This window comes from Microvirga sp. (assembly GCF_014699075.1).
GTDB lineage: Bacteria > Pseudomonadota > Alphaproteobacteria > Rhizobiales > Beijerinckiaceae > Microvirga.
The window spans coordinates 143,879-156,868 of record NZ_JACXAB010000003.1; the positions used below are offsets into that span (position 1 = coordinate 143,879).

Sequence of the window (12,990 nt, forward strand, 5' to 3'; positions counted from 1 at the left end):
ATGTTCCGGGATGTTGCCGTCGTCCTCGATGATCGTTTCCAGCGCCTGCACATCGGATCCGCACGGCTGGAGAAGCTGGCAGAGGGATGCCGCTGGGCGGAGGGCCCGGCCTATTTTCCGGCGGGCCGCTACCTGATCTGGAGCGATGTGCCCAACGACCGGATGATGCGCTTCGACGAGACGTCCGGCACTGTGAGCGTCTTTCGCCCTTCGTCAGGCTACTCCAACGGCAACACCGTCGACCGGCAGGGCCGCCTCGTCACCTGCGAGCATGGCAACCGACGTGTGACGCGCACCGAGCATGACGGCTCCATCACGGTGCTCGCCAGCCAACACCAGGGCCGGCGTTTCAACAGCCCCAACGACGTGGTGGTGAAGTCCGATGGATCGATCTGGTTCACGGATCCGGCCTACGGGATCGATTCCGACTACGAGGGGCACAAGGCGGAGAGCGAGATCGGCGCTTGTCACGTGTACTGCATCGACCCGCACACGGGCGATGTCCGCAGCGTCGCCGACGATTTCGTGCGCCCGAACGGAATCGCCTTCTCGCCCGACGAGCGGCGCCTCTATGTGGCCGACACCGGCGCCACCCATGTGAAGGACGGGCCGCGGCACATCCGGGTTTTCGATGTCAGCGACAGCGGAAACCTCTCGGGTGGCAGCGTTTTCGCCACCTGCACGCAGGGCTTGTTCGACGGCTTCAGGCTGGATGAGGCCGGGCGGATCTGGACGAGCGCCGGCGATGGCGTTCACTGCTACGAGAGCGACGGCACGCTGATCGGCAAGATCCTGGTTCCGGAAGCGGTCGCCAACGTGGTGTTCGGGGGGCCGAAGCGGAATCGTCTCTACATCTGCGCCACGACATCGCTCTATGCCATCATGCTGCCGGTCAACGGCGCCAAGACCTTCTAGCGTCTCCAGGGCCTTCAACCTCAATCAACGCGCATTGGGCTAGGAATCAAGCCCATTTTCTCGCATTGATCCTTCCCATGTCTCAATCCGGTTCCTCCCCAGCCCACAAGGTTCGGTCAGGCGTCCTTGTCGGCATCGGCCTGATGCTGCTCGGCGTCTTCATGTTCGCCATGAACGACGTGATGGGCAAATGGCTCGTCGCCACCTATTCCGTCGGGCAGGTCCTGCTCCTGCGCAGCGTCGCGGCCCTCATGGTCCTTCTGCCCCTCATGCGCCGGCAGAAGGTTCCGTTCGAGATCCCGCCGCAGCCGGGCTTGCATCTGGTGCGCATCACCCTCTCGACCCTGGAGGTCGCCTGCTTCTACTGGGCCGTCACCTATCTGCCCCTGGCCGACGTGATGACCTATTACCTGGCCGGGCCGATCTATGTGGCGGCCTTCGCGGCCTTCTGGCTTGGGGAGAAGATCGACAAGCGGCGCATGCTCGCGATTGCCTGCGGCTTCGTCGGCGTGCTGATCGCCCTGCGCCCGTCAAGCGCCACCCTGTCCCTGCCAGCGCTCATCGCGCTCGCGGGAAGCCTGTTCTACTCTCTCCTCATGATCACGACGCGCAAGCTGCGGGAGACCCACGACGCCACCCTCGTGCTTGGTCAGATCCTCGGAGCCCTGATCTTCGGCCTCGCCGCGGCGCCGCTCGCCTGGGTCACGCCGGGTCCGCTCGATCTCGCAGGCCTGTTCCTGCTCGGCATCGTGTCCATGGCAGCGCATGTGTGCGTGAACAGGTCCCTGAAGATTGCGCCTGCATCTGTCGTCGCCCCCTATCAGTACACCCTCATCGTCTGGGCGATCGTGCTCGGCTATCTGTTCTTCGGCGATGTCGTGGGATTCTGGACGCTCGTTGGTGCCGCCGTGATCTGCGGCGCAGGGCTGGTCCTCCTGCTGCTTGAGCGTGAGGCAGCCCGGCGAGGGCGCGAGGCGAAAGACATCGAGACGCCGGTGCTGCCGGAGGCTTGAGCCTTGTCCGTTCCATCATCCTTTCTGACTAGGGACGGCGCCGGACGCGCGCTTGACATGCTGCACTGCAAGGTCGTCAATGGCGCAATAACAATACGGGGAGACCGATGCGCCTGGGACTTAAAATCGCTGCCGCTACGGCAGGAATTTTCTTTGCATCTTCAGCTTTTGCTCAAGACATAAAGATCGCACTGATCGCTGGCAAGACCGGTCCGCTCGAGGCGTATGCCAAGCAGACCGAAGCCGGCTTCATGATGGGCCTCGAGTATCTCACCAAGGGCACGATGGCCATCAACGGCCGCAAGATCAACGTGATCGTCAAGGACGATCAGCTCAAGGCGGATCTCTCCAAGACGCTGCTGGAGCAGGCCTATAATGACGACAAGGTCGATCTTGCTGTTGGCACCACTTCGTCCGCTGCCGCTCTTGCCATGCTTCCCGTCGCCGAGGAGAACGGCAAGGTTCTGATTGTGGAGCCCGCCGTCGCCGATGCGATCACCGGCGAGAAGTGGAACCGCTTCATCTTCCGCACTGCCCGCAACTCGACGCAGGATGCCTATGGCGCGGCCGCGGCCGTTCCGGCCAGCGGTGACGTGTCGATTGCAACCCTTGCGCAGGATTATGCCTTCGGCAAGGACGGTGTTGCGGCCCTGAAGAACGCGCTCGCTCAGATCCGCCCGAATGCAAAGGTGGTGTTTGAGGAATATGCTCCGCAGAACGCCACCGACTTCACCGCCTCCGCTCAGCGCATCTTCGACGCGCTGAAGGACAAGCCGGGCAAGAAGATCATCAACATCATCTGGGCCGGCCAGCACCCGCTGCCGAAGATCGCCGACCTGAAGCCCGAGCGCTTCGGCATCGAGATCGCGCCCGGCGGCAACATCCTGCCCGCCATGCAGATCTACAAGAACTATCCCGGCATGGAAGGCGCGGTGTATTACTACTACGCGTTCCCCAAGAACGCGATGAACGACTGGCTCCTGTCTGAGCACCAGAAGCGCTTCAACGCGCCGCCCGACTTCTTCACCGCGGGCGGCTTCGCTGCGGCCTCCGCTGCCGTCACGGCCATCCAGAAGGCCGGCGGCACCGACACCGAGAAGCTGATCACGGCCATGGAAGGCATGACCTTCGAGACGCCGAAGGGTCCGATGACCTTCCGCAAGGAAGATCACCAGGCCATGCAGGAGATGTATCACTTCAAGGTCAAGGCGAACGGCAAGGACGCGAACGACCTGCTCGATCTCGTCGCCACCATCCCGGCCGACAAGATGCCGGTCCCGGTTCGGAACAAGCGCTAAACAGACCAGTGACCCTATCCGCGACAACGACGCCCGCGCTTGAAACGCGCGGGCTTACTATTCGCTTCGGCGGCCATGTGGCCGTCAACCACGTATCGTGCCGCTTCACCCCCGGCACGCTCACGGCCATTGTCGGCCCCAACGGCGCCGGCAAGACTACCTACTTCAACCTGATCTCCGGCCAGTTGCGCGCCACATCGGGCCAGGTGATCGTCGGCGGCGAGGACATCACGGGCCTTGCGCCATCGGCCCGCACTAAGCGCGGGCTCGGACGCGCCTTTCAGCTCACCAATCTTTTTCCGCAGCTCACCGCGCTTGAGAATGTGCGCCTTGCAGTGCAGAGCCGCGCCGATGCAGGCTGGTCGCTCCTCAAGGTGTGGAACACGCGCCGCGACCTGATCGAGCAGGCGGAGGCCGTCTTGGAGCGGGTGCGCCTGGCCGACAAGCGCCACATCGCCCCGAAGGCTCTCTCGCACGGGGATCAGCGCAAGCTCGAAGTCGCTCTTCTCATCGCCATGGAGCCCAAGGTCTTCATGTTCGACGAGCCGACCGCCGGCATGAGCGTCGACGAGGTGCCGACCATTCTCGAACTCATCCACGACATCAAGCAGCGGAGTGATGCCACCGTGCTCCTCGTGGAGCACAAAATGGACGTGGTGCGCTCGCTCTCCGACCGCATCATCGTGCTGCACAACGGCGTCCTCGTGGCCGACGGGGATCCCGCAGAGGTCATCGCGTCGCCGGTGGTGCAGGAAGCCTATCTCGGCGTGGAGGTCGCCCGTGACTGAGCCCCTCCTGCAGCTTTCCGGCGTTCACACGCATATCGGTCCCTATCACATTCTTCATGGCGTGGACTTCGCTGTTCCGGCCGGCGAACTGACGATGCTGCTCGGCCGCAACGGCGCCGGCAAGACGACGACACTTCGCACCATCATGGGACTGTGGCAGGCCTCTTCGGGCCGTATCCGCTTCGACGGCAGCGACATCACCACAAAGTCCACGCCGGACATCGCCCGCGCTGGCATCGCCTATGTGCCGGAAGCCATGGGCATCTTCACGGATCTGACAGTGCGTGAAAACATCGTGCTCGCGGCTCGCAGCGGTCCCGTCGACAAGAATCGGCTCGATTGGATCCTCGGGCTGTTTCCCGCCCTCAAGCGCTTCTGGAACCTGCCCGCCGGCAATCTCTCCGGCGGGCAGAAGCAGATGCTGGCCATCGCCCGTGCCATCGCCGAGCCACGCCGCCTGCTGCTCATCGATGAGCCCACCAAGGGCTTAGCCCCAGTGATGGTGCGCAGCATGATCGAGGCTTTCAGGGCCCTGAAGGCGTCCGGCGAGACGATCCTGCTCGTGGAACAGAACTTCTATGCCGCTTCGGCGCTCGGCGACAATGTGGTCGTGATGGACGACGGGCGCATCGTGCATTCCGGCCCCATGAGCGACCTCGTGGCGGACAAAGACATGCAGCAGCGCCTGCTCGGCCTCTCTCTGGATGCTCACCAATGAGTGACATGGCTGCCCAATCCTCGGCTCCCGCCGAGCTCCCCCGCGCCAAGACGGATTGGCTACCGCTCCTGCTCATTCCGGCGCTCGCCCTTCTGGCGCTGCCCTTCGTCGGCAATCCTTCGACCTGGGTGACGCTCACGGTAGCGGGGCTCGCCATGGGCATGATGATCTTCCTGATGGCCTCGGGGCTCACCCTCGTGTTCGGCCTCATGGACATCATCAATTTCGGCCACGGCGTCTTCATCTCGCTCGGCGCCTACGCCACGCTCCTCGTGCTGGGCCCCTTGGCCGGATGGGCGCTGTCGGACTCCATCGGGTTGAACCTGGCACTCTTGGGATTATGCATCCTGGTCGCCATGGCCGTCACAGCTCTTGCCGGTGCCGTCTTCGAGCGCGTGATCGTCCGTCCCGTCTATGGCAGCCATCTGAAGCAGATCCTGGTCACCATGGGCGGCCTGATCGTCACCGAGCAGCTGATCCATGCCATCTGGGGCGCCTCGCCCATCCCGATCCCGTTGCCGCAATCCCTGCGCGGTGCCTTCGTGCTCGGCGACATCGTCATGGAGCGCTACCGGGTCATCGCGGTCGTCATCGGCCTTGTGGTCTTCCTCGGCATGCAGCTGATCCTCAACCGCACCCGGATCGGCCTGCTCATCCGCGCCGGCGTCGAGAACCCGGAGATGGTCGAGGCGCTCGGCTACCGGATCCGCCGGCTCTTCGTGAGCGTGTTCATCGCCGGTTCGGCGCTCGCCGGCCTCGGAGGTGTCATGTGGGCATTCTACCGCCAGACCCTCACCGCCGGCATGGGCATGGAGGTGATGGTGCTGGTGTTCATCGTCATCATCATCGGCGGCCTCGGCTCCGTCGGCGGCTGCTTCGTGGGCTCCATCCTTGTTGCTCTCGTGGCCAACTATGTCGGCTTCATCGAGCCGAAGCTGGCGCTGATCTCCAACATCCTCGTCATGGCCCTCGTCCTGATCTGGCGCCCCCAGGGCCTGTTTCCGGTAGCACGCCGATGAGCACCTCCCCCGCCCTCCCCCTGGCCTTCGACGAAACCCGCCGGCGCGGCGGGATCCTCACCGGGCTCCTGTCCTCCGACCTGCCCCGTTCCCGCGCACTCAGCTTCATCCTGCTTGCCATCTTCGTGCTTTTGGCCGCGACCCCGTTCCTGTTCTCGGGTAGCCAGCCTGTGGGCACGGCGGCGAAGATCTGCGTGTTCATCGTGCTGGTCGCAAGCTACGACCTGCTGCTCGGCTATTCCGGCATCGTCTCCTTCGCCCACACCATGTTCTACGGCATCGGCGGCTACGGCATCGCCATTGCGCTCGAGCGCATCAGCCCCACTTGGAGTTCGGTCGCCATCGGCCTGGTGGCGGCGCTTGCCCTATCAGCCGTTCTGGCAATTGCTATCGGTTTGCTGTCACTTCGAGTGCGCGCCATCTTCTTCTCGATGATCACCCTGGCGGTGGCGACCGCGGCGGCTGTTCTGGCCTCCCAGCTGTCCGAGATCACAGGGGGTGAGGATGGCCTGTCGTTCCAGCTGCCTCCGGCGCTTCGCCCGGCCTTCCGGCTCCTCTCGGAGCCGGTCTTCGGCACCATGATCAACGGGCGCCTGCTCGCTTATTATCTGGTCTTCACTGTCTCGCTCATCGTTTTCCTCGCCCTGCTACGCATCGTGAACTCGCCCTTCGGCCGTGTGCTGCAGGCGATCCGCGAGAACGAGTTCCGGGCCGAGGCCCTGGGCTACCGCGTTGTTGCCTACCGCACGGCTGCCTCCGTCATCTCGGCTCTTGCCGCGACGATTGCCGGTGCCCTCATGGCTTTGTGGCTGCGCTACAACGGACCGGACACGACCCTGTCCTTCTCGATCATGATCGACATCCTGCTCATGGTCGTGATCGGCGGCATGGGCACCATGTACGGCGCCGTCATCGGGGCAGCCCTGTTCGTGCTGGCCCAGAGCTACCTGCAGGTGCTCATGGGGGCCGGAAACGCTGCCCTCGCGGGCATCCCGCTCCTGCCCAACCTCATCCACCCGGACCGCTGGCTCCTGTGGCTCGGCGCCTTGTTCATCATCAGCGTCTATGCCTTTCCCGGCGGCATCGTCGGTCGCCTGAGGCAAGGGAAACCCTAAAGGCCTAGCGGGGAAACTTAGCCGGTTTCGAACGTTTTCCTCCCAGGCGGAGGAAGCGCCATGAGTCGTGCCTTTGTTCGTGAAGCTGAGGGCGGAGAAGCCTTCGAGGACCTGCCTGACCGGTCGATCAGTCCTCACCATCTCGTCACACCGGCAGGTCTGGCCCGCATGGATGCTGAAATCGCGTCGCTTGAGAAGCGCCTGACGGACGCCCAGGTCAGGGACGACAAGGCTGAGGTCGCCCGTCTCTCCCGCGATCTGCGCTATTGGTCGGCCCGCAGGGTCTCAGCCGAGGTGGTGCCTCCGCCCACGGACACGTCTCATGTCCGCTTCGGAGCCGAAGTCACCTTCAAGCGCGAGGACGGACGACGACAGACCTACCGCATCGTCGGTGAGGATGAGGCCGATCCGGCCAAAGGCAGCCTCTCTTACATCTCACCCTTGGCTCAGGCCCTCATGGGCACGGAGGTCGGAGATACGGTTGCCGTCGGGCAAGGTCAGGCCGAGATCGTCTCAATCGCCATCTGAGATCCGCACGCCTCAGCTCATGCAGGATCCTTGAGCGGCACGACATTGTCCGTCGCGCCGGAGGTTGCATCGTTTGCGGCCGCAGAGGCCAGCATCCTGTCGCGCAGCATGAGGTCGAGCTCCTGCTGGATCTGCAAAAAGTCGCTCCATTTCGAGGTCGTAATCAGAGCGCAGATCTCGACCTTCGGCTTCTCCTCATGCCCTTCCCGCAGCCTCGCCTGGACGGAGCCGCGCTCGATTCTCGGGTGTTCCGCCACAAGGGCAGCAACGGCCTCGATCTCGTGGCGGATCGCTGCCGTATCTGTAGCGAGCAGCCCGATGACCCGGTCGTAAGGCATTCGATCCCGGTTCGTCAGGTTGATGATGTTCATGTTCACGAAGGTGGCGTTCGGGATCGTGATCAGGGTGCGGTCGAGGCCCCTGATCCGGGTGGAGCGGATGCCGATTTCCTCGACGCGGCCTTCGAGAGTGCCGAACCGGCACAGATCCCCCACTCTAACCGGCCGATCTGCATACAGGATCAAACCTCCTATGAAGTTCTCCAGAGTCGGCTTGGCCGCAAGAGCAACTGCCAGACCACCAACCCCCAAACCGGCCAGGAGACCGGCGAGCGGAATGCCGAGATGGGAGGCGCCGTAGATGAGAAGGGTAACGGCGGCGGCAAGGCCGGCAACCCGAACCGCAGCCCGTGCCAGATGAGCATCGATGCTCTTCGTCGCCGTCAGGTAGAGCCTTCCGGCAACGGCGTTGGAGAACGCAATGACGGCCCAGATCATGGCGATATAGGCGATGCCTTCGGCAACCTCCTCCACGAAGTTGTTGACCCGGCCTGTCAGGTTGATCTGGTTGTCGCTCATATAGCGCACGAACAAAGCCGCCACTGCGACGGCACCAGGCACAATCACACCCGCCAAGACCTGCACTATTCCGCTTTGCGAGGCGTCCGCATCGCGCGCCAGCAAGCGCACTCCGAGGACGGCTACGGCAGCGAGACCTGTCAGGAGCAAGAACGCGATCCATTGCCAGACTGCCTGCCCCTCGATCTCTACCTTCAGGGATGCCGGCAGGGCTTCGATCACGCCAAACCATTTCGGCGGCAGCAGATGGCCGGGCGACTGGCTGAAGAAGTCATAGAAATCGGTCTTTGCGCCGCTCAGGTTGGGCTCGCTGCGGATCATGCGATAGAAGCTCTCGAGTCCCAGCACGGTCCCGCCGGAGAAGAGGTACTCCCCGGCCCTCGCGCCATCTGCCACGCGCACGATCCGAAGATCCGTTCCGGGCACATTCCAGCTTGCCGGCGGCTTTGCCGCGACCTCATCGTCACCCGGGATCGTGCCTGAGCCCGGCAATGGGACACGATCGAGGATCTCTTTCAGGAGAATGACGGATTCAAGCCGCCGGTGCTCCAGTTCAACCGGAGGGATATCCCGCAGGTCTAGGGTCTGGGAGGCCCTGGCCAGCAGGGCCTCGGCCTCAGCGGCTTTCCGGGTGGCGCTCTCGCTCAAGGACAGGCCGGGTTCGGACCTGCTCTCCCGATAAGCCTCCATGAGCAGAGCCGTTGCCCGCGATGCGTCGGCGCGGAAGCTTTCCAGGGTTGCCCTGGGGCTCGATGTCTGCGCCGGAGAGAGGAAGCCGAGACCGCCGAGTGCCTGAGGTGTCCCTAGAACCTGCAAGGCGATGAACAGGGCCAACAGAAGCGCGCCGACCAGCGGGATTGCCATCTCGCGTAGTGCTCGTCGCAGGGAGGTCATCATGGCGCGTCCCCGGCCGTGGGATCCAAGGACCGCCATCCTAGTCCATCAGAAGGGACCTTCCAACCGACGCCAGCCTTCATTCCCGCTCAGGGTGCCGCCCGATGGGGAACAATGGCGGTCGCTTCAATTTCGATCCGAGCGGCCTTTTCCACGAGGCGCACGACCTGGACGAGCGCCATGGCAGGGTAATGGGTGCCAAACACGTCCCGATAGGCGCGGCCGAGTTCGCGCAGATTTGTAAGATAATCTTCGATATCGACCACATACCAGGTCAGCCGCACCAGATGCCGCGGCTCCGCACCACCCTCGGCCAGGATCGCCCGGACATTCTCGAAGATCTGGCGCGCCTGCGCGACGAAGCCATCGGCGAAAACACCTTTCTCGTCCCATCCGACGATACCGCCGGTGACGACGACCCTGCCCTCCGCCATCATGCCGTTGGCATAGCCCTTCGGGGTCGGCCAGTGCTTCGGGTTGAGAACTTCGGGCCCATCATCAGCGACGGGCAAGGGAGCCCCTCCAACAGCGGCTGTCATCGGCATTCTCTCTCTCAATGCTTGGATTGCTGTGCGTGCATCTTCAGGAGCTCCCGTGCAATCACGATCTTCTGCACTTCAGTCGCTCCCTCGTAAATCCTCAAGGCTCTGATCTCACGATAGAGCTCCTCAACCTTCACGCCCTTGGTCACGCCGAGACCGCCGAAGATCTGCACTGCTTTGTCGATCACGCGCTGCGCCTCTTCCGTGGCGTGCATCTTCGCCATGGCGGCTTCGCGGGTGACGCGCTCCGCCCCCAGATCTTTGGTCCACGCCGCGCGGTAGACGAGGAGCGCAGCCGTATCGACACCGGTGGCCATGTCGGCCAGTGAGGCTTGCGTCAACTGAAGTTCTCCCAAAGGAGCCCCGAAGAGCTTGCGGAAGGAAGCGTGCTGCAGCGCCTCGTCGAGGGCGCGACGGGCTAGCCCGAGTGCCGCTGCTCCCACGGTCGAGCGAAAGACATCGAGCGTCGCCATGGCCACCCTGAACCCATCTCCCGGACCTCCGATGCGATGCGAAAGCGGCACGCGGCATCCCTCAAATCGAAGTGTCGCGAGAGGATGAGGCGCTATGACATCGATCCGGTTCTCGATCGTCAGCCCCGGTGTCTGCGCATCGACCACATAGGTCGACAGACCCTTTGCTCCAGGAGCCTCGTCCGACCTGGCGAAGACCACGTAATGGTCCGCAATGCCGCCATTCGAAATCCACGTCTTCACGCCGTCGAGGCGCACATGATCCGGCCCGTCGGGCGTCGCCGTCATGCTCATGGCGGCCACATCCGATCCGGCCTCCGGCTCCGACAATGCAAAGGCTGCAATGGACTCGCCACGGGCAACCGGCGGCAGGTACCGATCCTTCAGCGCTTCCGAGCCGAACAGGGTGATCGGGCCCGTTCCGAGACCCTGCATGGCGAAGGCGAAATCCGCCAGCCCGTCCTGACAGGCCAACGTCTCGCGGGCAAGGCACAGGGTGCGGACATCGAAGGTCGGTGTCAGGCCACCATAGGCCTGAGGCACGACCGCCTTGAGCCATCCGCCTTCGCCGAGGCGGCGTACGAGATTGCGGCAGGACGCGTCCACGTCATGGTGATCGACAAGAGGACGGATCTCCCGTGCAGCCCAGTCGCGCAAACCCTCGGCAAACTGCCGATGGCGGGCCTCAAAGAAGGGCCAGGAGAGAAAGCTCGAATCGACCACGTCAATCTCCCTTGAAGACCGGTTTTTCCTTCGCCGCGAAGGCGCGATAGGCGCGGGCGAAGTCCTCGGTCGTCATGCACAGGGCCTGGGCCACCGCCTCGGCTTCGATGGCCTCTTCGACCGACATGGCCCATTCCATCGCGAGCATGCGCTTCGTCATCGTGTTGGCGTAGGTCGGCCCGGTGCCGATCATCTGGGCCAGATTACGCGCTTCGCCCAGAAGCTCACCGGAATCGACAACGCGACTGAAGAAGCCCCACCGCTCGCCTTCTTCGGCACTCATGAAGCGACCGGTATAGAGCAGCTCCGAGGCGCGTCCCTGACCGATGATGCGAGGGAGAATGGCACAGGCGCCCATGTCGCAGCCTGCAAGGCCCACCTTGTTGAACAGGAATGCCACCTTTGCGCCGGGGGCCGCCAGACGGATGTCGGAGGCCATGGCCACGATCGCGCCTGCGCCGGCGCAGATGCCCTCGACGGCCGCGATGATCGGCTGAGGCGCCGCCCGCATTGCCTTCACGAGTTCTCCGGTCATGCGAGTGAAGGCGGTAAGGTCTTTCGTATTCATCTCGACCAGCGGACCGATGATCTCGAAGACATCGCCGCCGGACGAGAAGTTGCCACCGGCACCGGTCACAACAATAACCTTGACGTCCTCGTCCTTCGCACAGGCATGAAAGAAATCCGCCAGCTCGCGATAGCTCTCAAAGGTGAGCGGGTTCTTCTTCTCCGGACGATTGAGCGTGACCGTTGCAACAGGTCCGTCAACGGTCAGGAGAAAATGACGTGGCTCATACGTTGCGAGCGGCAGCGTAACGGAATTGGCAAACTGCATCACTGGCCTTCTCCCTGGATGGCACGCCGTGCCGACAGCTTGGTTTTTCCAAGAAGTCGCATGAGCTCGCCCCGTTCCTTCTCCGTCAGATCACCGAACAGCTCCGCAATCCAGTGCTCGTGCTCCGCCGCCATGGCGCGAAACTCGACGCGTCCGCTCTGCGTCAGGCTGATCACCGACGCTCTGCGATCCGTCGGAGAAGCAGTGCGCACGATATGACCGGAGGCGACCAACCGGTCGACGAGACCAGTGAGATTGCCGTTCGAGACCATCATGCGCTTGGAGAGGTCGGACAAGGTCATGCCATCGGGTGCCTTGTCGAGTTGAGCCATCAGGTCGAAACGGGGCAAAGTCACGTCGAACTGTTCTCGCAGGCGACGGCGCACCTCGCCTTCGATGAGGGTGGTGCAGGTGAGAAGGCGCAGCCAGAGGCGCAGTTCCTCCCGGTGATCCTCCGGCATCTCGACGGCCTTGGTTTCGGCGTCGAGCGGAATGGCCTGATCGTCCATCCTAGATCTCCCCCCCGGCCACGACGACGGCCTGCCCCGTCACGGAGCGTGCTTCCTCGCTGCAGAGCCAAAGCACTGCACCGGCCACTTCCGACGGGTCAATCAATCGGCCCTGAGGATTGTGCTTCACAAGCTCTCCAAGGGCTTCCTCTCGTGTCCTGCCGGTCTTTGCCATGATCGTCCCGAGACTCTCTGCCACGAGATCGGTGTCGGTAAAACCCGGACAGACGGCATTCACCGTCACGCCGGTTCTGGCGGTCTCGAGCGCCAGGGCGCGAACGAAGCCGATCACGGCGTGCTTGGCGGCGCAGTAAGCGCTCACATAAGGATAGCCCTTCAGACCCGCAGTCGAAGCGACGGCAACAATGCGTCCGAAACCTCGTTGGGTCATGGAATGCAGCACCGCCTGAGCCACGTTCGTGACGCCGAGCAGGTTCACATCCAGCATCTGCCGAAAGACCTCTGGGCCGGATTTCATGAAAGGTGCGGAAGCCGCCCCGCCGGCATTGGCGATCATCAGATCGACAGGGCCGTAGCGCGAGACCGATTCCTCCACGGCGGCCTGCACTCTTTCAGCATCCGAGACATCAGCCACGGCCGCCGCGTGAGCATCGCCATGCATGATGGCCTGCTCGAGCGTCGCAGGGTTGCGCCCCACGATAGTCACAGTCGCCCCGGTTTTTACGAGAGAGGCTGCGATGGCCCTTCCGATTCCGCGGCCGCCGCCCGTGACCAGTGCATGCCGGCCTTTGAGAGTTGTCAT

Annotated in this window: 14 protein-coding genes; 8 read left to right on the plus strand and 6 right to left on the minus strand. The window is 63.5% G+C overall.

Annotation, left to right across the window (positions count from 1 at the left end; all coding sequences use genetic code 11):
* The 8 genes from IC232_RS06285 (at window position 1) to greA (ending at window position 7,394) form a co-directional block, all read left to right on the plus strand.
* Complete coding sequence (locus IC232_RS06285) at window positions 1-915, plus strand: SMP-30/gluconolactonase/LRE family protein (protein WP_190844075.1); 915 nt, start codon at window positions 1-3, stop codon at window positions 913-915.
* A 77-nt stretch (window positions 916-992) separates the two neighbouring features.
* The gene (locus IC232_RS06290) at window positions 993-1,928 is read left to right on the plus strand and encodes a DMT family transporter (protein WP_190844076.1); all 936 of its coding nucleotides are present in this window, start codon (window positions 993-995) and stop codon (window positions 1,926-1,928) included.
* A gap of 107 nt (window positions 1,929-2,035) precedes the next feature.
* A complete protein-coding gene (locus IC232_RS06295) occupies window positions 2,036-3,226 on the plus strand; it encodes a substrate-binding domain-containing protein (RefSeq protein WP_190844077.1) in 1,191 nt (396 codons plus the stop codon).
* An 8-nt stretch (window positions 3,227-3,234) separates the two neighbouring features.
* Window positions 3,235-4,014 (plus strand): ABC transporter ATP-binding protein, encoded by a 780-nt coding sequence (locus tag IC232_RS06300; RefSeq protein WP_190844078.1) that lies wholly within the window; start codon window positions 3,235-3,237, stop codon window positions 4,012-4,014.
* Window positions 4,007-4,732, plus strand: a complete 726-nt coding sequence (locus IC232_RS06305; RefSeq protein ID WP_190844079.1) for an ABC transporter ATP-binding protein — start codon at window positions 4,007-4,009, stop codon at window positions 4,730-4,732. The genes IC232_RS06300 and IC232_RS06305 overlap by 8 nt, the downstream gene beginning before the upstream one ends.
* On the plus strand, window positions 4,729-5,751 hold the full coding sequence (locus tag IC232_RS06310) for a branched-chain amino acid ABC transporter permease (RefSeq protein WP_190844080.1): 1,023 nt from the start codon (window positions 4,729-4,731) through the stop codon (window positions 5,749-5,751). The genes IC232_RS06305 and IC232_RS06310 overlap by 4 nt, the downstream gene beginning before the upstream one ends.
* Window positions 5,748-6,866, plus strand: a complete 1,119-nt coding sequence (locus IC232_RS06315; protein ID WP_190844081.1) for a branched-chain amino acid ABC transporter permease — start codon at window positions 5,748-5,750, stop codon at window positions 6,864-6,866. The genes IC232_RS06310 and IC232_RS06315 overlap by 4 nt, the downstream gene beginning before the upstream one ends.
* Before the next feature lie 60 nt (window positions 6,867-6,926).
* Complete coding sequence (gene greA / locus IC232_RS06320; protein WP_190844082.1) at window positions 6,927-7,394, plus strand: transcription elongation factor GreA; 468 nt, start codon at window positions 6,927-6,929, stop codon at window positions 7,392-7,394.
* A gap of 17 nt (window positions 7,395-7,411) precedes the next feature.
* Here greA and IC232_RS06325 read toward each other — a convergent pair whose 3' ends face one another.
* From IC232_RS06325 to IC232_RS06350, 6 genes are all read right to left on the minus strand, one after another.
* On the minus strand, window positions 7,412-9,148 hold the full coding sequence (locus IC232_RS06325; protein ID WP_190844083.1) for a mechanosensitive ion channel family protein: 1,737 nt from the start codon (window positions 9,146-9,148) through the stop codon (window positions 7,412-7,414).
* Window positions 9,149-9,234: 86 nt separating this feature from the next.
* Window positions 9,235-9,684: a RidA family protein gene (locus tag IC232_RS06330; RefSeq protein WP_190844084.1), complete on the minus strand. Its 450-nt coding sequence runs from the start codon at window positions 9,682-9,684 to the stop codon at window positions 9,235-9,237.
* Between the two features lie 14 nt (window positions 9,685-9,698).
* Window positions 9,699-10,883 (minus strand): acyl-CoA dehydrogenase family protein, encoded by a 1,185-nt coding sequence (locus IC232_RS06335; protein WP_190844085.1) that lies wholly within the window; start codon window positions 10,881-10,883, stop codon window positions 9,699-9,701.
* A gap of 1 nt (window position 10,884) precedes the next feature.
* Window positions 10,885-11,718: an enoyl-CoA hydratase family protein gene (locus IC232_RS06340; protein ID WP_210335264.1), complete on the minus strand. Its 834-nt coding sequence runs from the start codon at window positions 11,716-11,718 to the stop codon at window positions 10,885-10,887.
* Complete coding sequence (locus IC232_RS06345; RefSeq protein ID WP_190844087.1) at window positions 11,718-12,227, minus strand: MarR family winged helix-turn-helix transcriptional regulator; 510 nt, start codon at window positions 12,225-12,227, stop codon at window positions 11,718-11,720. Before IC232_RS06345 ends, IC232_RS06340 begins: the two co-directional genes overlap by 1 nt.
* Window position 12,228: 1 nt before the next feature.
* A complete protein-coding gene (locus tag IC232_RS06350) occupies window positions 12,229-12,990 on the minus strand; it encodes an SDR family NAD(P)-dependent oxidoreductase (protein ID WP_190844088.1) in 762 nt (253 codons plus the stop codon).